The following is a 23,671-nucleotide window of genomic DNA, read 5'->3' as shown; positions in this document are numbered from 1 at the left end:
GGTGTAATCCATGATTAGATGGAAACTAATAAAGAAGGAAGATCAGCGGCTACTCCAAGAATTCTTTTGCTTATATGATTCAATGTTTCCAATTGATGTTAGGGAGCCTCATGAAGTTTTTTTGAGAAGCTTTGATTTAGATTCATTTTTATTTTTAGTCGGATTAGAAGATGGCAAAATAATTTCGTTTCTGACAGCCCATTATTTAGCGGATGTAAATAGCGGATTTATTGTCTATTTAGGGACGGTTCCTACCCAACGAAACAAGGGTCTTGGGAAAAGAACACTAAACAAAATAGAAGAGATGTTAAATGAGGAGTCACGTAGTAACGGTTATTCTTCATTCCGTGCTTTAGTGCTTGAAACGGAACGTCAAGAGGCTGTTCATTCGGATGAAGAGAAAGCGGATTGTGTGCGAAGAAATCGCTTCTTCTCTGAAAACGGATTTAAAGCAGAGGAAATGCTTCACTATGTACAACCACCATTACATAAAGGTCAAAGCCCGATACCTTTAGAATTCTTCCTTAAAAGTAAAGAGCGCATCACGTTAGATGAGTGCAAAGAAATCATAAAGTCTCTTTATAGGGAGAAATATCTACTGGCAAACGAAATCAATTCTACTATTTTGTCTGACTGTATGAAGGATATGGGGGTCATTAATGATTAGCTACGTATTTAGAAAACATGCTGATTCGTATAGATTGTTACTTCCATGATAATTCTAGTGTAAGAACTGTTAACCTTTTTTTATTCATACAAGCAAGAGCATTAGTGACTAAGCTAACTTATAGAAAACCTAGAATAAAGAACCTCTAAAAAGATTCTTTTTTTAACACGTTCGTTTATATTAGAAAGATAGGTAGTTATTGTGAATGTGTACAGGAGGTGGGTAGGTGAAGGGACATATTATAAAAGTTTTAAAGCAAATTGAAATAGACTATGAAGTGAAGGTGCTCTACGCTTGTGAGTCTGGAAGTCGTGCGTGGGGTTTTCCATCTGAAAAAAGTGATTATGATGTGAGGTTTATTTATGTTCATAAAAAAGAGTGGTATTTGTCAATTGATCAAAAAAGAGATGTGCTAGAGATACCCGTGAATGATTCTCTATCTATTCAAGTTGATCCACTTCTAGATCTTAGTGGCTGGGAGTTAACAAAGGCGCTGAGACTCTTTCGTAAGTCAAATCCAGGATTATTAGAATGGCTGTATTCTTCGAACGTTTATTATCAAGCTTTTTCGACCATTGAACATATGAAATCTATTGAATCTAACGTATTTGCATCACATGCATGTTACTATCATTATCTACATATGGCAAAAGGAAATCTTAAGGATCTAGTACGTGATGAACAATTATCTATTAAAAAGTATCTTACTACATTAAGACCCATCTTGGCTGCTACATGGATTGTGGAAAAACAGACCTTTCCACCAATTGAATTCATAAAATTAGTTGAGGAATTCATTAGCGAGTTTAAAATAAAAGAAGAGATACTGTCTATCCTTCATTATAAAAAAGCTGGTGTAATGAAAGTGGATTTTTTTCCATCAACACTTGCTTATTTACAAGAGCAAATTGTTTATTTGGAAAATGCTAGCGAAAACCTTACCGTCCAAGATTATGACCCAACAGCTGAGTTAAATCAGATATTTAGAGATACGTTACTTGAGGTGTGGTAGATAATTCTTTATTTGATCCACCCTATACATATAGAATTTCTTATACAACATGGACCAGCTGCATTCTAGTATAGAGCACTATTGCAAGATGAATTTACTATTAACTTGAATGAAGAAGAGGGAGATAATACATGAGAATTACGTATCATTTGACGGAAGAGGATTACTTACATTTTAATTTATTTCATTTGAAAAATTCAAAAGCGGGACGTCATGCCTTAGCTATTCAACGTTACTTAACTCCGATCATGTTTATTGCCATTGCTTTTTTGTTTTCATCAATAAATGACATTCCGATTTTATTTATGCTTATCCCTTTTGCCATCATGGCTATTATTTGGTTTTTATTTTATCCAAAATACTTTTATCATACAGTTAAAAGGAATGCCAAAAAGATGTTGAAAGAAGGAAAAAACGATGGCATAGTAGGAAAACATGAGATGACTCTTTCAGAAGAGGGAATTTCAGATCACCATTCAACGGGTGAGACAAAAGTAAACTGGTCTGGTATTCAAGAGTTTAAGGAAGACAGTGACTATTTTTATTTCTATAACTCTTCTGTTAGCTCTTATATCATTCCGAAGCGTGCTATTAAAGATGAAAATGAATTGATAGCATTTGTCCAACTGAATTATTCAAAGTAATGCTGATGAAGGGGTGCCAGGCACCTGTACTTAAACTTATCATCCTCCCTCAATTTTAATAAGGAGGCGGATGAGTGGGAAAGAAATTATTAGGTAGGAAGCATTTCCGTTTTTTCCCTTTCAACTAGTTGCGCATGTTCTTCTGGTTCCTTCCTTTTGAATGTATAATGAAAGAACTTGAAGAAAGATCGTCGACTTTCTCTTTCTGATAGATCGTGATGTTTTGATCATGATGAGGAAGAAAAGGTAATATGGTTTACATAACAAGTATTCCCTTTCCATCTCACTTCAATAAATTGCATTATACTGCAAAAAACACCTCTAATTAACTGGATTAGAGGTGTTTTTTTAGACATAGATATATAGATTTGTAAAGTTTATCCATTAAACGAGTCGATATGTTAGAATGAACCTATAAAACTAGAAATTGTAAAAGAATTAAGGTAGAAAATCTAAAAGGGACGTAGGATAAATCATGAGTAGGGAGGAACGTTGCGTATGAGAAAAACCTATTTACTAGTTGTATGTTTGCTGTCTTTTATTTTTCTTTGGGGTTGTTCAACTAAACCAACAGCCTCTGAACGATTAAGTGAATACATACAGCTTTGGAATGACCAAAAGTTTTCAGATATGTATAGCATGCTTTCTTTAAGTACAAAGAGTGAAGTGACCGAAGAAGAATTTGTAAGCAAGTATAAAAATATTTATGAAGGAATTTCTGCGAGGGAATTAGAGGTAACATTCATTCAACCCGATGAGGACGGTAAAGAAAAAGATGAGGAGCAAACGTATTCTTTTACACTATCGATGAATACAATTGCTGGAAACATTTCCTTTGATGAGAAAGTTCGTGTAGTGAAAGAGAAGCAAGCGGATGAGGAAGAATGGTTCATGGAATGGAGTCCAAGCATGATTTTCCCACAGTTAGAAGCTGGACAAGAGGTGAAGGTCTCAACCATCCCTGCTGTTAGAGGACAAATCTTTGATCAAAATGAGAAAGGTCTTGCGGTAAATGGTGTTGCCTATGAAATCGGAATAATGCCTGGAGACCTGCCAGAAAATCAAGATGAAACATTAGAAGAGATTTCAACTTTACTAGATATCAGTGTGGAGGAAATAAAGGGTAAATTAAACCAAGCATGGGTAAAGCCTGAATTATTTGTTCCAATTAAGAAAATAGATCCAACAAATGTAGAGTTATATGAAAAGCTTATGAAGATTCCATCGGTCTTAAAACAGGATGTTGAATCGAGGGTGTATCCACTTGGAGAAGCGGCTGCACATCTCACGGGGTATATTGGGAACATTTCTGCTGAACAATTAGAACAATTAAAGGATAAAGGCTACAATGCAACCTCAATGATTGGAAAAGCTGGACTTGAACAAGTGTATGAGGATCGCTTAAAGGGTGAGGAAGGGGCCATTATTTCTATTAAAGATACAGATGAGATTATTGCTGAAAAAGAGCCTACAAATGGAGAAGATATTACACTAACTATTAACCGAGATATTCAGCAAGCCATTTATGATCAGCTTAAAGATGATATGGGTACATCAGTTGCACTTCACCCTCTAACAGGTGAAACATTAGCCCTTGTTAGTAGTCCCTCTTATAACCCTAATGACTTTATACTTGGAATTTCTTCAGAAGCCTATAATGGATTAGTAAATGATCCTAAAAAGCCAATGATGGCAAGGTTTAATAAGACGTATTCCCCTGGGTCAACGATTAAGCCTTTGACTGCAGCGATTGGTTTGAATACAAGTACCATTACACCTAATGATACAAAAATAATTAAGGGTAAAACCTGGAAAAAAGACGAAAGCTGGGGGAATTACTCCATAACACGAGTGTCAGATAGAGTTGAAAATGTAAACTTAGAAAGTGCTTTAGTTTTTTCAGATAATATCTACTTTGCTCAGCTAGCTCTTGATTTAGGAGAGGATCAGTTTTCACAAGGGTTAAAGTCCTTTGGATATGATGAAGATATTGACTATCCATTCCCGATGAATAAGTCAACCATTTCAAATAATGGTTTAACTAGTGAGACACTTTTAGCCGATTCTGGTTATGGTCAAGGAGAATTACAAATGAGTCCCTTCCATGTGGCAGCAGCATACACTACGTTCCTCAATGAAGGAAATATGGTGAAGCCATTTTTAGAGGTAAATACAGATTTTACAGAAGCGACATATTGGAAGGAAAATATACTAGAAAACGAACAAGTGGATATAATTGCACAGGATTTAAAGCAAGTAATTGAACATCCCAATGGTACAGGTCATTCTCCTGTCTTAGAAGGAATTCAGCTTGCTGGAAAAACAGGAACAGCTGAGCTTAAGCAATCAAAAGAAGATGCTACAGGTAGTGAGAATGGTTGGTTTGTGGCATACAACACAGAAAATCCTTCGCTTCTCATTGCGATGATGGTGGAAGAAGTCAAGAAAGGTGAGGGAAGTCATTACGTTGTCCCGAAAGTTAAAGGAGTGTTTGAAGCTTTTGGAGGTAATGTAAGATAACTTTACTTTTTAGAAAAGCACAATTTCTGAGTGAATTGTGCTTTTTGTGTATAGGAATTCTTTACTATTAAGATTAAACCCGTCTTTATTGTGAAATTTATCCAATGGGTACGCATGATATGGTAAAATATAGTGATTATTATGTAAGGGGTGTTTTCGAATAGCTGGTTGTTGACTATATATTCTAAAAAAATAGATGTAATCTAACAAGTTAAAAAAAGATGTACTGTTCATCATGATTGAGTAATCGTGAGAAAGACCAGCTAAGAAAGGATGCTCTTGATGAAAAAGTATACGGATGGAGTTTATATGACAACTTACTCCGTTTGAGGCAGCTATAAAGCTCATTGAAACTGAAGAAGTAAAGGAGTTACTTGTTTTCTTTGATAGCAAGAAAGTGGAAGACAAGGAGATAACAACACTGGTTTTTGATAACTTTTTCTTTCGAAATGGAAGCACGGCCTCTTTGACTGTTCTACTAGATCATATTGACGGAGAAACCGTTATGAAATGTGTATCTACAGGAAATGGAGAAGGTATTTTAGATATAGGATGGGGATCAGGAAAAAGCTTCATTAATAGGAAAAGGAGAGTAGTAGTAGAAGAAGATATAACAGGAGTAGTTCGTGAGGAGTAAAAGGAGGTATGTATGTGTATAGAGAAGCATCTGTTTATGATCATCCTCAATTTTTTGAAGACTTTTTAAATCGTAGAAATCGAGATAATAGTCCGAACAATGTAATAGAAGGTCCAATTGTTCATCAACTAATTGGGAATATAAAGGATAAAACAATACTAGATTTAGGTTGTGGAGATGGACGATTTGGTAATGAATTATTGAGTAGAGGATGTACTTCCTATCGAGGTATAGACGGATCGGAAAATATGGTAAGGGTAGCGAAAGATCATGTAAGTGAACTCGGAGGAGAAATTCAGCTTGCCTCATTACAAACGATAGATTTAAAACAGAGGCAATATGATTTGGTTGTATCTAGATTAGTCTTTCATTATCTTCAAGATCTAAAAACAGTGTTTCGAAATGTATATTATTCTCTAAAGGATGATGGGAAATTTGTTTTCAGCGTACAGCATCCCCTCTTACTTTCCTCAACGAAAAGTGCTGAAGCATTAGGAAAAAAGACTGCTTGGTTAGTAGATGATTATTTTCAAAGTGGTGAAAGGATAGAGCCCTGGATTGGCAAAAACGTAGTGAAGTATCACCGAACAATTGAGGAGTATTTTCAATTGTTAAAGCAAGCGGGTTTTACCATACATGATATCCGAGAAGGAACACCAAGTCCGGATTTTTTTGAGGATAAGCAGGAGTATGAGCGAAGAATGAGAATACCATTATTCTTATTGTTTTCATGCGGAAAGTAAAAGGAAAAAGGGGAACGGACGATATGATAATGAATATAACTGATTTAAGGAACGATGTATCTATAAGTGCTAAAAATGGAATTTCCTTTTTATGTTCAGGAGTTTTTATATGTGTATTAATGACCATCATCTATTTTTTGCCTATGAAAATTGGGCTGCAAAATATTCTTGCTTTATATTCGACAGGTCTTATGCTTCCACTAGCAATCCTGTTATCAAGGATGATCAAGGTGAAATGGAATGACAAAGAAAATCCGTTAAGTCGCTTAGGCCTTATTCTTAATGTAGCTCAATTTATCTACTTTCCCATTATTTTTTGGATGCTTTTTTCTAACCCTAATGAATTTATTGTGTTTTTTGCAATTGTTACAGGCGCTCATTTTTTTCCGTATGGCTGGCTTTATAAAGCGAAAGCATACTATTGGTTTGCTCCAATTATATCAATAGCTGTTTTTATCATTGGATCGTATGTAGGAGATGAGTTCATATGGTTGATTCCTATGACGGTTCCTATTTTGCTCGTTATATTGATTTCTTTTCTATACACTGATTATAGAAGAAAGATAGATGATAGAGCCTTAAGGATGGAAGAGTTTTTATCTTAGACTGATTTCTCATAGTTTGCAGCTTACTAGAATAATCCCAAGTGCCGGATATTTTCCCTGGATAAAAGGTTTTCTGTCTGTAAAAAGGAGCCACTTTTTCTTGCTTACTTATCTTGGTGGTAGGTATGAATGTTGAATATATTATTTAAAAATAAATGCTAAATAGCAACAAGTTTTAAGAAAAGAGCCTTATTTAAAAGGAGGTGATCCTCATTGAAGGTTAACATGATTGTTCAGTTCGGTATCGGTAGTCTTAGTCTCCTTTTTGCAACAGTAATGGCCTGGTATGAAGGCAGCAATATTATACAGAACCCTAGTAAATGGAGATATTCTGCTCTATTTACTAGAATGATTGATGGACCAGTTCAAAACGGTAGGGAAATTTTACAAATTGATTATTTTATTTATGCTGCAAAGTATTATCCGTTCTTTCCTATCATGATGATTATTAGCACTGTGTATTTAGCTCTATTAATTGGTTATCAATTATGTAAGGGGCATAAGAGGAGGTTTCTTTTTTTCTTCTTTTATTTGGCTCCCTTGTATTGTTGTTTAGTGGAGTAATGACTAGCTCACCGACAAGTGGGATAAAGTTGATTTCAAGGATATTGCTTATTTTATCTACAGTGATGCTCATCTATCCACTAGGTCGATGGATGATAAGGAGATATAATATTTAGTTGGAGGGAAGAGTTTTGACGTATCATCTAGAACCGCGCCTTTTTCCTTTTAACATTGCGTTTCTCGTGGTCTTTCTTTGGATATCAAATTTTTTTGGTAATTCGTTTGTTTTATTTAAACTGCTTTTTTTACCTCTCTTGTATTGTAATGAGTATGTGTTTGTTGATATTCGCTACAGGTTGCTCGCGTCCGCAGGGTGGGCGGTGAGCCTTCTCAGCTTATCAGCCTGCGGGGTCTCACCTGTCCCACAGGTCCTGCAAGAGTCTCGCACCTTTCGCTCAATCAACTTAAATTTGTTATAAACTAAAACAACAATCCATGAGAAAAATACACAGTTCATATTTTTGCTGATTGCTGTTATTATTGGTTCATTTCGATTAAAGTTTACGATTCATCACGAGGAATTAGTGTATGAGGTTTTTGTTTTTACTTTCCGTTTATTTAGGAAATGTATTCGAGTTGGTTGGATGAAAAAAGGTGCCGTGATTATCTTGCATAAGGGTATGAATATAAAAGGAAATGTTATAGAGTCCGATGAAAACGCCTATAATCAGTTACTTGAATTTGCAGTAAAGCATCAGATTGATTTTTACAAAACGAAGGATTTTGTCATTTTAGAGAAATAAATAGAGGTGTATGAATAAGGTGTATATGATTTTTGGCATAATTAGTCTAGTTTTCACTTTAACCTTAACGGGGTCTATTAGAAAATCTAAGTTGTTTTCAGTATTTTATTTCGTTTCCTTAGGAAGTTTAATCTTGTTTTTTATCAGTATATTGGCAATTCGAGGTTGGTCTGGGATGGCTTATGGAATGCTTGCTTTAGGCCTTAACGTTATAGGATTAATGGGGATGGTCGTTACAAGCTACTACAATCGAAAAAAGCTATAGCCGAAAGTTTGCACACTTCAGCTATAGCTTTTCTTTTTTATGAATCAAAGAAATATTTTTTATTTCGCAGACTTATACTCATTACAAGTCCCAGTGCGAGCATATTCCCAATCATGGCACTTCCTCCATAGCTAATAAAAGGAAGAGGAATTCCAGTGATCGGTAGTAACCCTATTGTCATCCCGATATTTTGAAACGTATGAAAGGTAATCATCGTGATGACACCAATACAAACGAAGGAAGAAAATGAATCCTTTGTTTCAATGGATAAACGAATCATTCGATAAAGTAAGAAAAAATATAAGCAAATGACGGTACCTGCCCCGTAGAAGCCGAATTTATTTGCAATGACGCTGAAAATAAAATCCGTATGGCTTTCAGGAATATGAACATCACTGTTATCCATTCCCTGCAACTGTCCAGAACCAACTCCGAGTAAGGATTGATAGAGGTGATACCCATCACCTTGCTTATACGTTTCCGGATCTAACCATGCATAAATTCTTCCTAGCTGGTACTGTTTTACACCAAGCGCTTTAATGAAGTCCGGTTCGAAGAGAATCAAGTAAATGGATCCTCCACCAACAATCAGTAACGTTAAAAAGACCGGTAAAATTAATTTCCATGATATTCCTGAAACAAGGACCATCCCTGCAAAGATAAAGAGGAGGACCAGTGATGTCCCGAGATCAGGCTGACCCATAATGCAGAGGATCGGGATAAAGGTTAAAAGCGTCATCTTACCTAAAAGAAGCAGATGTTGCTTCATGCTAATTAACGATGGTCCGGCCTGTGAAATGACGTAGCTTAAGCAAATGATTAACCCAATTTTGGACAATTCCGATGGTTGAAAAGAGATACCAGGGATGAAGGTAAACCAGCTCTTTGCTCCATTGATTTTTCGTGCTATTGATTCTGGTGAGAGTATGAGAACAATCAACAAAAAGATTGAAAAGCAATAAATATACCAACGAAGTCTTTGAATTTGTTCCATATCAAATAACATCACAACAAAAATAATGATGCCCCCAACACCGTACCAGACAATTTGTTTTAGTAATACATTTTCTTTCATTTCCCCGATAACCTGTGCATGATAGATGCTGATACAGCTTACAACAAAGAAAAGGATGAAAGCCAAAACAAAAAAATAATCAAAATGATTTTGGTCATTCTTCATCTTACACCTCGAAAACAACTAATTTTGCGTTATAATAATAGAAGAAAATGTAACTACTAACATATATTATCATATTTTAAGTTTTTAACGTAATAGAAAGAATAAAAATTTAGTACGTTGTTTCAGTGTTTAGCTAAGCCATAGAGCACCTTCTATTTTAAATCGTCTTATTGGACAAGGAGGACCAAGGCGCTTGCGCTTATATTCTGAGGTGCATGAGAGAATTGTAGATTAATAGTAGGCATGAATAGAACATACATAAAGTGTTAAAGAACCATTGTCTGAAGAATGAAGGGGGATATACATGCAAGGGAAAGTATATATCGTGAGACATTGTGAAGCAACTGGGCAAGCTGCAGAAGCTAAATTAACTGAACAAGGTCTGAAGCAAGCTGAGGAGTTGGGTGAGTTTTTCTCAAATATAAAGGTGGACCGAATCATTTCTAGTCCTTTTTTACGAGCAATTCATTCAATTGAAAATGTAAGCAAAATGAAAAATCTACAAATCGAAGTGGATGATCGGTTACGAGAACGAGTGTTAAGTACAAAAAACTTACTAGATTGGTATTCAAAGCTTAAGAAGACGTATGATGATGTAAACCTGAGGTTCGAAGGAGGAGAATCTAGTCAAGAAGCGATGGATCGTATTGTCTCCCTTTTTGATGAGGTAAGGAAAGAGGATTCCAAGCATATTATCATTGTGACACATGGGAATGTGATGTCGCTTCTTTTAAAGCATGTAAAAGAAACTTTTAGTTTTAAGGATTGGGAGAAACTAAGTAATCCAGATGTGTATAAGATTGAGACGGTTAGTCATAAAGTAGCTGTAAATAGAATCTGGAGGGGGTGAATAAAGTGGAACAATGCTACTTACTTTTATTACCTGTTCTTTCTTTCATTATTCTTCATTTTTGTATTAAATTTTTGGCAGGAACTCAACGAAGAAAGACAGAAAAAGAAAACTATGTATTGAATGTCATTCAAACACTTATCGGGTTCATTATGATTCTATTTATTCCTATCATCTTATATTTCCTATCCGAGGTTATCGGTGGGGTTACTAGTTGGCTAAGTGTTTATTTACTAGGTGCCTTTGTGATCTTTATCGTCGTGTATATATTTTTAGTTTATTTAAGAGAAATGAAGGGAAGGGCATAGAAATCTCCAACCTTGGTCACGAAAGGTGAATGCCTTGAACTTTACTTTAGAAAGGGGCTTATCATGGAGATTTACTCTTTTACACAGTCTAATGGAAAACGGATTAAGCAATTTCAATCAGATTTTATTATGTCACGAATTTTACATACAGAAAAACCAGTTCATATTGCCTCTATGTATTTGGAGGAGAATGGCATAATAGGTTTTCACCAAGCTGTTACCGCTCAGCTGCTCCTTATTGTGCATGGGTGTGGACTTGTAAGAGGAGAGCTGGAGAAATTCTGGAATGTTCAGGCGGGAGATGCTGTTTTTTGGAAAAAGGGAGAATGGCACGAAACAAAATCTCTCAATGGTCTAACGGCAATTGTAATTGAAGGTGAGGAGCTCGATCCTTCTGCTTATATGACAAGAAGCTTTTGCTGTTACGAATAAGAAGGATTAAGTCCGAATGGATGTGAATGAACAATGAAAATTAGATCAGCACAACTGAAAGATGTAGAAGCAATAAGTGACGTCCACATAAAAAGCTGGAAACAAACATATACAGAGATAGTGCCGGAAAAGTATTTATCTACTTTATCAATTGAAGAAAAACGGCAGTTATGGACGCGTGTCATCCCAAATGGTGGTGTGTATGTTGTACAAGATGATCACGGAGATGTCATCGGCTTTGCATCAGGTGGGAAGGAACGAACAGGAACATATGAAAAATATGAAGGGGAGCTTTACGCCATATATCTCCTAAAGCAATACCAAGGGAGAGGAATTGGAAAGAAGCTCTTTCAAGTAGTAGTAAATGACTTGAAAACGAAAGAAATCCAATCACTGGTCGTTTGGGTAATAGCAGAAAACTCTTCCAGATTATTTTATGAAAAAATGGAAGGAGTTCCAATAGATAAAAAGGAAATTGACATTGGTGGGGTACTTGTTGAAGAGATTGCCTTTGGATGGACGAGCTTAAAATAAAGTTTAATAGGTACATACTTGGTGATCATGGTGAACTATCATTCAGAAAAAAGCGTGGTTTGCAAAAAGAGATTTTTAGGATAGAGACGGATTCGCTAAAGGAGGAGGATCATAAGTATGGTTTTAAAGGTTAAACAAAGTTTTGTGATTGGCGTTCTTCTCCTAGTCCTACCAGTTATCTCCTATGCAACTAGTTGGCCATACTCTTTCGTAGTGTGGGATCGGTACGTTTATGTTGTTAGTGATGAGGAAGTCAAGAATGTAAAAAATAATATCGGAAAAGTGACAAGGTATTCAGATATGGAGCAGTATGGCGGGAACTTTTCAAATGCTTATGGTGTAGGGACGAAATATTATTCAATTGAAGGAATCGATCCTGACGTAGCTATTGCGATTGAGGTAAAGGATGGAACGTACTTAAAAGCCATACGGGGAGAGAAGTATGCATATGGGAATGGAATTCTTGGGATCCCTTCAAATTGGTTAATTGGAGGCTCTATTCTCTTTCTCATACTTGTTTATCTCATGTTCTTTCTCGAGAGAAAAGCAAGAAGGTAATGTTCATCTGTTCCTATGCTAACTTATATAGTAAGGCTTTTTTTCTTATTGCTATTCAATATGAGTTTTTGAAAAATATAGAGAGAATCACCCTATACAGATAAAAATCTAGCACTCGGATACTTACAGGCATTCATTTTCCGCCTAAAGGGTCTCCTTATAAGAGGCTTCTCCCAGAGGTGTCATAACTGAAAATCTTTCGTAAAGGAGTAACATCATGTATAAAACACTAAAAAGATCTTCTATTAATCAATCAATTGTAGGAGTTTGTGGGGGGATCGGTGAATTTTTTGGTATTTCTCCGCTAGCTGTAAGAGTGATTTTTATTATCTTACTACCAGTATCAATGTTAGCTTATCTCATCCTTGCAAATACAATGAGTATGGATGGTCCTAAGATAAAAGGCTATAAGTAGGAAGGAGGGGTTCGTTTGATTCAACTAAACGGGCAAAAGGTAAGACTTAAACAAGCAGTGGACACTGATGAAGTCGATCAACTGTATTATTGGAAATATGAGGAGAAAGAGCAAGAAGCGAAGAAATGGAATGGTCCTTATATCCCAGAGCCTTTCATGACAAAGAAGGAATTTAGAGAAAGCTGGTTGAAGGAAAATGAGCTGTTTCCACATGTGCCATTTTCATTGCTTATTATCATAGATGGAAAAGTAACTGGATATGTTAGCTCATACTGGGTAGACCGAATGACAAACTGGCTAGAGACCGGTATCGTCATATTTGATTGTGATTATTGGAATGGTGGATACGGGTCTGAAGCTTATAAGCTATGGATTGATTTTCTATTTTCTCAAACGAATCTTCATAGACTTGGCATGTCTACTTGGTCAGGTAATACAAGAATGATGAAGGTAGCAGAAAAAATTGGTATGAGGGAAGAGGCACGTATTCGTAAAGCAAGGATCGTAAATGACATCTATTATGATGCGATAAAAATGGGGATGTTAAGAGAAGACTGGAATAGTAGTAACAAGATCCTAAAGCTTGTCGAAATAAATGAATCCTTAAAAGACCAAGTAATTGATTTTTTCACCCTTCACTGGGGCGGATCTGAGATGGTTCTTTCTAGTGGTATATATGATTGCAGCACATTAGACGGTTTTCTCACACAAAATGACCAGAATGAAATAATGGGATTGATTACATACAAAATAAAAGGAATAGAGTGTGAAATTATTTCTTTAGATAGTGTAGTTGAAGGCAAGGGAACGGGTTCGCGGCTAGTGAAAGAGGTAGAAAAGAAAGCGAAGCAACATAAATGTAAGCAAGTATCGGTTATCACGACAAACGACAATTTGCCAGCTCTTGCTTTTTACCAAAAACGAGGATTCACCATTGCTACAATCCTGAACCAAGCGGTGGAAAAAGCAAGAAAACGAAAGCCAAGTATTCCTATAAATGGATATAACGGTATTCCAATTAAAGATGAAATCAAATTAGTAAAAGAAATCGATCCATCATAGATGGTGACAAATAATGTAATAAATCAAGGTGGGAAATCATAGTTTACTAGTACTACTGTTACCGGAGGAAACTATGGAGAGAATACATATATCCATTCTTGGTGGACTAGCATCACTTATTATGATTATCCTTATTATTCCATCTGTTATCGTCAGTCCTTTCGTAAGTAAAACAAATGTATTTCAAGTAGAAGATATCGTTAAGAACCCTAAGGAACTTAAGCCTTCTATAAATTCATTTCCAACAGAAGCTTCTGTAGAAGTAGCTGTTTACCGAACGAAGTCTAATCTAGTCGAAAAAGTAGCTTTAGAAGAATACGTTGCCGGAGTAGTAGCCTCTGAAATGCCTGTTTCGTTCGAGCTTGAGGCATTAAAAGCACAATCATTAGCTGCGAGAACTTTTATTGTTAATAGATTACTATCTGATTTTAGTGGGGGAAGGAAGAGTCATACAGATATTACGGATCAAAGTAAGTTTAATCAAGCTTATAAAAATAAGGAAGAATTAAAAGAACTTTGGAAGGATCAATATGACGTGTATATGTCTAAAATCGAAGCGGCCGTATTTGCGACTAGGGGATTCATTTTAACATATGATGGAGAGCCAATTGATCCTTCTTTCTTCTCTGCTAGTAATGGATACACAGAAAACTCAGAAGAAATCTGGTCCTATCCTTTACCATATTTACGAAGTGTAGAGAGTCCTTGGGATAAACAATCACCTCACTATCATGATCAAATAGTGTTGGAGTTAGAACAATTTGAAAAAAAACTTGGAGTGAAGATCCATACGAACAGTGTTTTTGCAAAAGTCATAGCAAAAACTAAAGGAGGTAGAGTGAAAGAAATAGAAATATCAGGACAAAGCTTCACAGGAAAAGAAGTAAGGGATTTATTAGATCTGAAATCAACAGACTTTACGCTAGAAAAAGCTGGAGAAACTGTTTTAATAAAGACTTTGGGACATGGACATGGAGTGGGGATGAGTCAATATGGTGCAAATGGAATGGCAAAAGAGGGAAAGACGTACACAGATATCATACATTATTATTATAAAGATATTGATATAAAAAAAGTAGATCCGTATATTGATACACTCGTTGTCAAAGAGTAATGTGTAAAAGTAAGCTACCTACGGAGAGCAGCTGTTTTCTTTCTTGTTGTATAGGAAACTATAAAATGCGTCGTTAGTGCAATTGAAGTCTTATTGAAAAAAAGAAAAGAGCAAGGGGAAAAGTATAGGTGAAGTGATAAAGAGATAAGGAAGTGTGCGCACACATGAAAATTGAATTCCTCGGTACAGGTGGAGCAATACCTACCCCAAGACCATTATGTACCTGTCACATTTGTTTAGAAGCAAAAGAAAAAGGCGTACCATATAGCCGAATGGGTCCAAGCATTTTTGTTCATGACCTTCAATTATTAATTGATACACCAGAGGATATTTATCAGCAGGTGAATCGTTCGACTATCTCCGAAATAAAAGGTGTATTGTATTCTCATTGGCACCCAGATCATGTTATGGGAAGAAGAATAATTGAAACAATAAGTGCAGATTGGATTCAACATCCACCGAAGCATAAGAAGGTAGATGTGTATCTACCAGAACAGGTTGAGAAGGATTTCCATACCTATTTAGGTAGTCGTGAGCATCTTACGTTTTTTGAATGGAAAGGGTTTGCTCATACACAAATCGTTCATGATGGAGAAACTCTTTCATTAAAAGGGACGACCATTTTTCCTTTTAGGTTGGCCGAAGATTACGTATATGGCTTTTTGTTCGAACAACAGGATAAAAGAGTCCTTATAGTTATGGACGAATTGAATAACTGGAAACCTGATCCATCACTAGTGGGTGTGGATTTGGCGATTTTACCAGCAGGGGTATTTGATATCCATCCTTTAACAGGAGAGAGACTGTTAGCTGAGGACCATCCTGTTTTGGAGGTTGAAGCAACATTTACTGAGACCTTAGAAATGATTCAGGAGCTAAATGCAGGAAGAGTTATCTTAACCCATATTGAGAAAGTAAATGGATTAAGCTATAGAGAATTAAAAGAAGTGGAGATAAAGCTTAGGGCATTAAACATACATGTTGAATTTGCTTACGATACGCAAATGGTCACAATATAATGGAAGAATATTCATTGACTGCACAGTTCATAAATAGGACTGTGTTTTTTGTTATAAGTTTATGAAAAAAAGTTTTTAAAGTTAAATTTTATTTTATAGAAATAAAAAAAGCACTGAATATTTATTGTAACTCATATAATAGTAGGAAGAGGATGGGGAGATTTTTATTTTCCTGTGAATATGCACATATTCCCTCTTTTTTACAAGAGATAAATAGTATATAATTATCAGATAATACTATATATTTTCACACGTAAAACGATATAATAGAGTATGAGATGATTATTTTGAGATAAGAAAATGGTGTGTTTTAGGTGGCGGGTTGAAAAGGACATCTAAGGAAAGCGCCTATTTTCTTGAAATAGGGGATAGGAGGGGTATCATGAGTAACAACCCAAAAAAATCAGACGTTATCTTAATTGGTGCCGGTGTAATGAGTGCCACTTTAGGTACTTTACTAAAAGAGTTAGCACCTGAATGGGAAATAAAAGTGTTTGAAAAGCTTGCAAATGCAGGAGAAGAAAGTTCTAACGAATGGAATAATGCTGGAACAGGCCATGCTGCGCTTTGTGAGTTGAATTATACAACCGAAAAAGCGGATGGATCTGTTGACATTAGTAAAGCAATAAAAATCAATGAACAGTTTCAATTATCAAGACAATTTTGGTCGTATCTTGTAAAACGGTCGATTATTGAACGTCCACAAGAGTTTATTATGCCAATTCCTCATATGAGTTTAGTCCAAGGTGAAGACAATGTTACTTTTTTAAAAAAACGTTTTAAAGCGCTATCAACAAATCCCCTATTTGAGGGGATGGAGTATACTGAGGAAGAAAGCAAGCTAAACGAATGGATTCCACTTATTATGGAGGGGCGTACTTCTAAGGAACCGATTGCTGCAACTAAGATTGATAGTGGAACTGACGTTAATTTCGGAGCTTTAACAAGAATTTTATTTGACCAGCTTGAAAAACAAAATGTCGAGTTGAATTATAGACATAGCGTGGAAGATATTAAACGTGCAGCAGATGGATCTTGGGAAGTGAAGGTACAGGATCTTGAAAACGCTAAAACGGAATACCATAAAGCTAAGTTCGTTTTTATAGGTGGTGGTGGTGGCAGTCTGCCATTATTACAAAAAACAGGCATTCCAGAGTCGAAACAGATTGGTGGATTCCCTGTTAGTGGTCTCTTTTTAGTCTGTAACAAGCCAGAAGTGGTTGAGAAGCATCATGCGAAGGTGTACGGTAAAGCGAAGGTTGGAGCACCACCAATGTCTGTACCGCACTTAGATACACGCTATATTGATCAGAAGAAGTCCCTTTTATTTGGTCCATTTGCTGGGTTCACACCGAAGTTTTTAAAAACGGGTTCTAATTTAGATTTATTTGGATCTGTCAAACCAAATAATGTTCTGACAATGCTCGCTGCAGGAGTAAAAGAGATGTCATTAACTAAATATCTCATTCAGCAGGTTTTATTATCGAATGAAAAACGGATAGAGGAATTAAGAGAGTTTATCCCTACTGCTAAACTTGAAGATTGGGATATTGTAGTGGCGGGTCAACGTGTTCAAGTAATCAAAGACACAGAAGCTGGTGGAAAAGGAACATTGCAATTTGGAACAGAGGTTGTTAGTGCAGCAGATGGTTCAATTGCAGCCTTACTTGGTGCTTCACCAGGTGCATCAACTGCTGTCCATGTCATGCTTGAAGTTTTACAAAAGTGTTTCCCAGAACATATAAATGAGTGGGAAAATAAAATAAAAGAGATGGTTCCTTCCTATGGAATCTCGTTAGTAGAAAATCCATCCTTCTTTAAAGAAATTCATGCTTCAACTGCTGAGACGCTCGGTTTAAGTGAAAAAGAACCTGTTCTACATTAATTGAAAAATGACGAAAAAACCTTTATTCTATTCCGTATAAAGGTTTTTTCGTGTATTCCTTTTTTAATGATGGCTGATTTCGTAAACTTGATGTATAAAGTAAAAGGAAGGAAAATGCCTTAATTGAAGTTTATTGGCATCTTTCTTCCTCGACTCAATTCCCTTTATGAAATAAAAACTGAGTCTCTTCCCTCAGCATTATGCCGGTTATATAACAATCTTTCAGAAAAGCGGGTTAAGGAACAGTTGATAACCACTGGCGTTTTATAAGAGAGAATTAAGTCTACCAGCTAGATGCAGAAAGGAAGATGTATGGTGAGATGTGGTGCTAAATGCTTTCAGGTTGAATGGGAAGTTGATGGGAAAAAATATCGTGAAGCCGTGAAAGCTAAAACATCAATTGAAGCTAGAAAGGCTATTCGAAGTCATGTCGGCACGAAAGCTACAATTGTCTCTGTCAAACCCGACAAAAAATGAACAAATTTATGTATATTTTCTATTGAAAAGGATAAAATAACTTGAATATCAACTAGGAATCACGCATAATGAAAAAGTATTTTTTCAAATAGGGTGAATGCGATGGAACTAAATTCTATACAGAATGAAGAATTAACTTCAATTTATATGAAATATAAAAAGCAACTGAAAGTACATAAAAAAAGAAGCTCCTTCTATGATTATAACCGAGTAATTGAACTCAAAAAGCATCTTAGCCTCATTAAATGGGAAATGAAATGTAGAGGCATGAACCATAAGGAAATTATCAGTTGAAAAAAACGTCTTACCTAATGAAGTGTAAGGCGTTTTTTTTTTGACCTGTAAAATATGTAGACATCATAGCTTTGACCTACATCACCTAATGTTAAAAGGTATATATTAACTAGGATATCCATACAAGCAATAAAATTCTCCATACATATTCTATACTAGGGTCACGATTAAAAGAGATGTATGGGAGGTGTGTATTAGTGTTTAAGTTGTATTTGGATCCAGGTCATGGTGGGAAGGATCCTGGTGCTGTGGGAAATGGCTTAGAAGAAAAGGAACTTGTGTTAGATATTGCTTTACGCATACGCAATATGCTTATAAATGAATACAAAGATGTCGAAGTGAAGATGAGTAGAACGAAAGATGTTGATAAAAGCTTAACAGAACGAACAAATGAAGCAAATGCCTATGGAGCAGATTTCTATCTGTCACTTCATATAAATGCATTCAATGGATCGGCAAATGGCTATGAAGATTATATTCATGATAGTTTATTAGATTCGTCAAGTACTGCAACGTATCGTGCTATTTTACATGAAGAAGTAACAAAGCTTAATGATTTGAGGAATCGGGGGAAAAAGAAAGCAAATTTTCATGTTTTACGGGAAACAAACATGTCTGCATTACTAACAGAGAATGGGTTCATTGATAATGAATCAGATGCAAACAAATTAAAAAGTGCTCAATGGAGGGAGAAGGTTGCTAGAGGTCATGTTAACGGTCTGGAAAAAGCCTTTAATCTAAAAAAACAAGCGGAGAAGCCTATCTATCGAGTTATAGTCGATGGTGTTCAGGTTGGAGCCTACCAGGAGCAAGCTAACATTCTAGGTGAAGTAGAAGGTCACTTAGGTAGTGCAGATCGAATTATTATTGAAAAAGTGTAATGTTTAAGGAAATAAGGATGAAAAAAAGGAGCAAAGTGTGAACAAGCTCCTTTCTTACTTGATAGCAAAATAAAGCTCTGTACGCAGTGTTGTTTTGGCACAATGTTTTTTAGCTAGTATTCCTAATGCAATGGGATTAAAAAAGTGGTCTATAATTAGAATTTCTTTCCCATTGGTTAGCTCCAACGCTTAGCCTCTGGAATTGGATGAAAAATGAACTTTTAGTTTAAGTTCTACTATTAATCTAGGTTAATCAAGAATCTTGTCCTTTTCTTACGTTATTCTTTATTGTTAGTGCTTGCGATGGAAGAATTAATTTTTGTCACGATTTTATCTAAATCCTCAACTAAATCGCGTAAAGAGGATGAAATTTCATTCAATTCTCCCGTAGAGGCTGTTTGTTGTTCAGTTGTAGATAAAATTGTATCGATATCCATTGCGAAGGTAGACGTAATTGTTGAAACATCCTCAATTAGGCTATTTGTTTTCTGAGAATGATCTACTAATAAGCTTGTGGCCTCTGTCATGTCTTGAATTTGTTTCGAAACAGAATCTGACGCATGTGATATCTCTTGGAAGGTATGGTCTGTTTTTTCCAATTGAGCTGTTCCTTTTGTGATTTCTTCTACTTGAATGGTCATCCGACTAGACACATTCTCAATTCTTTCTTGAATTGAGAGTATAACATCCTGAATTTGAGTTACTGATCCTTGTGATTGTGTAGCAAGCTTGCGTACTTCATTTGCTACAACAGCAAAGCCTTTCCCTTGTTCTCCTGCTCTAGCTGCTTCTATCGATGCATTTAATGCTAATAAGTTCGTTTGATCAGCAATACTAGAAATAACACCGACGTATTGACCGATTTGAGATGAGTAATTAGTTAAGTCAGTAATAAGTTCATTCACATTGTTGGATGCGAGTGAGATGCTATTCATTTGACGTGACATAGACTGAATAGATGCTGTTCCTGTTTGTACGTGTGAACGTGTACTTTGTGCATGTTCATTTAATGTCTTTGTATAGGAAGAAATCCGTTTTATTTCTTCTAACATTGTATAAATACTAGTAACGCCTAAGTGTAGTTTGTTAGTTTGACTGTCGGTTCCAGAGGCAATTGTTTGAATAGATGCAGTAATTTCTTGACCAGCAGCAGCTAACTCCTCAGACCCTGATGCTAGCTGGTTTGTATAATCTAAGATAGAAGTACAGGTTTCATTTAAGTTCATGACAATCTTGTTTATAGCCATTTGCTGTATCGCTACTTTTTCTTCGTATAACCTAGTTTTTGTTTGTTTTGTATGGATAAACCATATGGTTGCTGAGCTAATAAGAATGAGAAAAAAAGCATGAACGAGTATAAGAGAAAAACGATAATCTGTCGTTCCACATAGTAACTGGGGAGCGAAAAAGAAACCTGCTAAATGCTGAACTGCAAAAATACCTGTACTACCAATGATGAGCTTGATTTTGTCATAGAATGAAATAATGGCAATGACAAGAAAGATAGAGAAATGGTATTCAACTAGTCCTTTTCCACCGGCTATAATGGATATACTACTAAATGTAAGTGAAAACGTAATGAACCACGGTAATAGTTTTTCACCTTTTTTAAGAGCATAAAGGAGCCAAGCTATAAGTAAAAAAAGAGCAGGGATAAGTAATAAGATTGTTTGAACAACCATTAATTGAGTAGAAAGAGTTCCATAGTTATTTAGAGAAACATAGTCACTTAAAAACCCAATGCTTCTATGTAAATAATGCGTAAGAAACGAGATACATACCATAATAGATGAGAGAATAAGCATTAATTTGTTTTTATTCATACGAAAAGGTCACTCCTACTTCCTTAGATTTCTGATCAATTATATACTTGGTCAACTGGTCAGGCGGAATTGGTTTGCTGAAATAATATCCTTGAATCATGTCACATCCTTCTTTAGCTAACCATTTTGCTTGCTCTTTATGTTCGACACCTTCTACAAGTACTTTCATACTTAAATTGTGGCCTAGCTGAATCATTGACCGAACGATTGATTCTTGATCATGGTTTCCAATAAGGTGGTCAACAAATGATTTATCGATCTTCAGTACTTCGATAGGTAGCTGTTTCAAATGCTTAAAAGATGAATAACCTGTACCAAAGTCATCTAATGATATACTAATTCCCATGTGTTGTATTGTTTTAAGTTTTTTTCTCGTTTGCTCTTCAAATGCTAACGAGGAAGATTCAGTGATTTCTAGCTCTAATCTTTTAGGATTCATCCCGGTTTCTTCGAGAATAGAGGTTAACATAGGGAGAAAGTCATCCTTCGAAAATTGAAGCGGAGAAATATTAACAGCAATTTTCATATCTACCATTTCTTTTGTTTTCCATTCACTCCATTGCTTACAAGCAGCTCTTAAAACCCAGGTTCCTATTGACCAGATTAGGTCCTTCTCTTCTGCAATTGGTATGAATTCTCCGGGTGATATAAAGCCCAATTCTGGATGATTCCAGCGTATAAGTGCTTCTACACTATCTACTTTTCCTGTAGGTACTTGAATTTTCGGTTGGAATAATAAGTGAAAATCATTATGTTGCATCGCATGAATCATTTCTTTTTCAATAAGATGTACACGTCTCATTTTTTCACTTAACAATGAATTAAAATAGGTGACACGATTTTTACCGTTACGCTTTGATTCATACATGGCTAGGTCTGAAAATCGTAAAAGCTCTTCAATGTTTTTTGCTTCCTGTGGAAAAGCACAAACACCCGCACTTATCGTGACACGTATTTTTGTACCGTTGATTGTAAAGGGAACCTCCATTTCAGACATGCATTTTTGCACAACGTCATCTACTTTTTTAACGCGATTACCTGAAAGGATGATGACAAACTCGTCTCCTCCGATTCTTGAAAGTAAATCGCCTACCTCTAGTGCATGCGCTAATCTTTGAGAAGCGAACGAGAGTAAAGAGTCCCCAACATTATGACCAAATGTGTCATTTGTAAATTTTAATTTATCTAAATCTATAAAAATGCATGCCAGCTCTGTGTTTGTATCTATTTGCTTCTTTATTTCCATTTCTAATTTATAGCGATTAGGTAGTTGAGTAAGAGGATCGTGAAAAGCAAGAAACTCAATTCGCTCTTTTGCTTTCACCTGCTCTGTAATATCTCGAAAAAACCATAAGGACTGTTGCAAATGTTCACCAATAATTGGATGTTTTTTCATTTCAATAATATGATCATTTTTCTTTAGATGATATTCTTGATGAAAAGAGAAATGTTGATTACATGTTGAGAGGTACGTCTCTAAATAGTTCTTGTTGGTTGAATTTTCCTCACTATTCATTAACTGATAGAATGCTGGATTGGCGTGAATTATCGTGCCGTCATCCTTGGTTACGGCAATTCCATCTACTGCTGAATCAAGGATGATACTTTGTACAAGCTCATGTTTTTTGTACATCCTTTCAAAAGAAAGAGAGAAAAATAGACAGATAAAGATGAGAGCAGTTCCAATTACAACGATCCATGCTAGTAAATTTGTATCTAGTAAGCTTGAATATGACTCAAGATTTGTAGCGTGCCCTGAAATATTCGTAGCAGACATTCCTGTATAATGCATTCCGGTTATAGCAAATGCCATGATGATAGAGAAAAGAAGCTTTAATTTCCATGCCATTTCTTTTTTTGAGAAAGGTGAGAAAAAACCAATCCAAAGTGCGACCATAGAGGCAAAAATAGCAATGAAAATAGAAATGGAAAATAGAACATCATTGTATGTAATGATAACTGGTTGAATGGCTTCCATCCCCACATAATGCATCGTGGCTATCCCTGAGCCCATGATAATCCCAGCTAATACAAAGCGAAGGAAAGGGAGAGATTGTCCTGATACAATAAGAAACCCTAAAATACACCCAATTCCTGCAATGATAACCGAAAGGATGACGAGAAAAAGATGATAATATACAGGTACAGGAAAGTGGTAAGCTAACATTGCGATAAAATGCATCGACCAAATCCCAATACCTAGTGCAGCCCCACCAAGGATTAACCAAATAAGCTTCTCTTTCTTTTTAGAATGTTTTACTCTTCGTGCTAAATCTATTGATGCGTATGCCGATATAGTGGCTATAAGATAAGATAAAAGCATAAGAAGAACGTTATGATCAGTATGAGTTGACATGAAATGTTCCATATTACACCTCTTTAACTAAGTCAAAGTACCTAAATAAGAGTAGCTTATTATTCTCACAATATCCTCACAAA

General features: G+C 35.8%; 25 protein-coding genes. 22 read left to right on the top strand and 3 right to left on the bottom strand.

What is annotated here, in order from left to right:
* Window positions 1–10 precede the first annotated feature (10 nt).
* From A9C19_RS13590 to A9C19_RS22580, 10 genes are all read left to right on the top strand, one after another.
* A complete protein-coding gene (locus A9C19_RS13590) occupies window positions 11–667 on the top strand; it encodes a GNAT family N-acetyltransferase (RefSeq protein WP_072580450.1) in 657 nt (218 codons plus the stop codon).
* Window positions 668–893: 226 nt separating this feature from the next.
* Window positions 894–1,679 carry a nucleotidyltransferase domain-containing protein gene (locus tag A9C19_RS13585; RefSeq protein ID WP_072580449.1) on the top strand — a complete coding sequence of 262 codons (786 nt, stop codon included), beginning with the start codon at window positions 894–896 and terminating at the stop codon, window positions 1,677–1,679.
* A 131-nt stretch (window positions 1,680–1,810) separates the two neighbouring features.
* Window positions 1,811–2,323 carry a YcxB family protein gene (locus A9C19_RS13580; RefSeq protein ID WP_072580448.1) on the top strand — a complete coding sequence of 171 codons (513 nt, stop codon included), beginning with the start codon at window positions 1,811–1,813 and terminating at the stop codon, window positions 2,321–2,323.
* A gap of 498 nt (window positions 2,324–2,821) precedes the next feature.
* On the top strand, window positions 2,822–4,843 hold the full coding sequence (locus A9C19_RS13575) for a penicillin-binding transpeptidase domain-containing protein (RefSeq protein WP_072580447.1): 2,022 nt from the start codon (window positions 2,822–2,824) through the stop codon (window positions 4,841–4,843).
* 397 nt (window positions 4,844–5,240) lie between these two features.
* Window positions 5,241–5,480, top strand: coding sequence for a DUF6054 family protein (locus A9C19_RS21805; RefSeq protein ID WP_072580446.1), 240 nt, complete (start codon window positions 5,241–5,243; stop codon window positions 5,478–5,480).
* Between the two features lie 14 nt (window positions 5,481–5,494).
* Complete coding sequence (locus tag A9C19_RS13565; RefSeq protein WP_233499175.1) at window positions 5,495–6,223, top strand: class I SAM-dependent DNA methyltransferase; 729 nt, start codon at window positions 5,495–5,497, stop codon at window positions 6,221–6,223.
* Window positions 6,224–6,246: 23 nt separating this feature from the next.
* Window positions 6,247–6,828: a DUF7010 family protein gene (locus A9C19_RS13560; RefSeq protein WP_233499174.1), complete on the top strand. Its 582-nt coding sequence runs from the start codon at window positions 6,247–6,249 to the stop codon at window positions 6,826–6,828.
* A gap of 213 nt (window positions 6,829–7,041) precedes the next feature.
* Entirely contained in the window at window positions 7,042–7,392 is a 351-nt protein-coding gene (locus tag A9C19_RS13555; RefSeq protein WP_072580444.1) for a YjdJ family protein, read from the top strand.
* Window positions 7,393–7,916: 524 nt separating this feature from the next.
* Complete coding sequence (locus A9C19_RS13550) at window positions 7,917–8,135, top strand: hypothetical protein (protein ID WP_145925797.1); 219 nt, start codon at window positions 7,917–7,919, stop codon at window positions 8,133–8,135.
* Window positions 8,136–8,268: 133 nt separating this feature from the next.
* Window positions 8,269–8,400 carry a hypothetical protein gene (locus A9C19_RS22580; RefSeq protein WP_273130848.1) on the top strand — a complete coding sequence of 44 codons (132 nt, stop codon included), beginning with the start codon at window positions 8,269–8,271 and terminating at the stop codon, window positions 8,398–8,400.
* A gap of 37 nt (window positions 8,401–8,437) precedes the next feature.
* On the opposite strand, the gene A9C19_RS13540 is transcribed toward A9C19_RS22580, so the two are convergent.
* Window positions 8,438–9,580: an FtsW/RodA/SpoVE family cell cycle protein gene (locus tag A9C19_RS13540; RefSeq protein ID WP_072580441.1), complete on the bottom strand. Its 1,143-nt coding sequence runs from the start codon at window positions 9,578–9,580 to the stop codon at window positions 8,438–8,440.
* Window positions 9,581–9,884: 304 nt separating this feature from the next.
* On the opposite strand from A9C19_RS13540, the gene A9C19_RS13535 reads away from it, so the two are divergent.
* From A9C19_RS13535 to A9C19_RS13480, 12 genes are all read left to right on the top strand, one after another.
* On the top strand, window positions 9,885–10,430 hold the full coding sequence (locus tag A9C19_RS13535) for a histidine phosphatase family protein (protein ID WP_072580440.1): 546 nt from the start codon (window positions 9,885–9,887) through the stop codon (window positions 10,428–10,430).
* A gap of 5 nt (window positions 10,431–10,435) precedes the next feature.
* Window positions 10,436–10,738: a hypothetical protein gene (locus A9C19_RS13530; RefSeq protein WP_072580439.1), complete on the top strand. Its 303-nt coding sequence runs from the start codon at window positions 10,436–10,438 to the stop codon at window positions 10,736–10,738.
* A gap of 63 nt (window positions 10,739–10,801) precedes the next feature.
* On the top strand, window positions 10,802–11,170 hold the full coding sequence (locus A9C19_RS13525; protein ID WP_072580438.1) for a cupin domain-containing protein: 369 nt from the start codon (window positions 10,802–10,804) through the stop codon (window positions 11,168–11,170).
* 33 nt (window positions 11,171–11,203) lie between these two features.
* A complete protein-coding gene (locus A9C19_RS13520; protein ID WP_072580437.1) occupies window positions 11,204–11,704 on the top strand; it encodes a GNAT family N-acetyltransferase in 501 nt (166 codons plus the stop codon).
* 117 nt (window positions 11,705–11,821) lie between these two features.
* Window positions 11,822–12,262 carry a hypothetical protein gene (locus A9C19_RS13515; protein ID WP_083584380.1) on the top strand — a complete coding sequence of 147 codons (441 nt, stop codon included), beginning with the start codon at window positions 11,822–11,824 and terminating at the stop codon, window positions 12,260–12,262.
* A 217-nt stretch (window positions 12,263–12,479) separates the two neighbouring features.
* Window positions 12,480–12,677 (top strand): PspC domain-containing protein, encoded by a 198-nt coding sequence (locus tag A9C19_RS13510; protein WP_072580435.1) that lies wholly within the window; start codon window positions 12,480–12,482, stop codon window positions 12,675–12,677.
* A gap of 15 nt (window positions 12,678–12,692) precedes the next feature.
* The gene (locus A9C19_RS22575; protein WP_072580434.1) at window positions 12,693–13,739 is read left to right on the top strand and encodes a GNAT family N-acetyltransferase; all 1,047 of its coding nucleotides are present in this window, start codon (window positions 12,693–12,695) and stop codon (window positions 13,737–13,739) included.
* A gap of 73 nt (window positions 13,740–13,812) precedes the next feature.
* Window positions 13,813–14,853, top strand: a complete 1,041-nt coding sequence (spoIID, locus tag A9C19_RS13500) for a stage II sporulation protein D (protein ID WP_072580433.1) — start codon at window positions 13,813–13,815, stop codon at window positions 14,851–14,853.
* Between the two features lie 164 nt (window positions 14,854–15,017).
* Window positions 15,018–15,872, top strand: a complete 855-nt coding sequence (locus tag A9C19_RS13495) for an MBL fold metallo-hydrolase (RefSeq protein ID WP_072580432.1) — start codon at window positions 15,018–15,020, stop codon at window positions 15,870–15,872.
* 382 nt (window positions 15,873–16,254) lie between these two features.
* Window positions 16,255–17,757 carry a malate:quinone oxidoreductase gene (locus A9C19_RS13490; RefSeq protein ID WP_072580431.1) on the top strand — a complete coding sequence of 501 codons (1,503 nt, stop codon included), beginning with the start codon at window positions 16,255–16,257 and terminating at the stop codon, window positions 17,755–17,757.
* 315 nt (window positions 17,758–18,072) lie between these two features.
* Window positions 18,073–18,234: a hypothetical protein gene (locus A9C19_RS22060; RefSeq protein WP_199445786.1), complete on the top strand. Its 162-nt coding sequence runs from the start codon at window positions 18,073–18,075 to the stop codon at window positions 18,232–18,234.
* A 491-nt stretch (window positions 18,235–18,725) separates the two neighbouring features.
* Window positions 18,726–19,409 (top strand): N-acetylmuramoyl-L-alanine amidase family protein, encoded by a 684-nt coding sequence (locus A9C19_RS13480; protein WP_072580429.1) that lies wholly within the window; start codon window positions 18,726–18,728, stop codon window positions 19,407–19,409.
* 278 nt (window positions 19,410–19,687) lie between these two features.
* Here the strand turns inward: A9C19_RS13480 and A9C19_RS22790 are convergent, their stop codons facing one another.
* Together A9C19_RS22790 and A9C19_RS13470 are read right to left on the bottom strand one after the other, a co-directional pair.
* Complete coding sequence (locus tag A9C19_RS22790; RefSeq protein ID WP_420835832.1) at window positions 19,688–20,356, bottom strand: methyl-accepting chemotaxis protein; 669 nt, start codon at window positions 20,354–20,356, stop codon at window positions 19,688–19,690.
* Between the two features lie 868 nt (window positions 20,357–21,224).
* Entirely contained in the window at window positions 21,225–23,600 is a 2,376-nt protein-coding gene (locus tag A9C19_RS13470; protein ID WP_083584379.1) for an EAL domain-containing protein, read from the bottom strand.
* Window positions 23,601–23,671: the final 71 nt, after the last annotated feature.

The sequence above is a fragment of the Bacillus weihaiensis genome (assembly GCF_001889165.1).
Lineage (GTDB): Bacteria > Bacillota > Bacilli > Bacillales > Bacillaceae > Metabacillus > Metabacillus weihaiensis.
The sequence above is the reverse complement of the archived record's forward strand: the minus strand, read 5'-3'. Positions and strand labels throughout refer to the sequence as shown.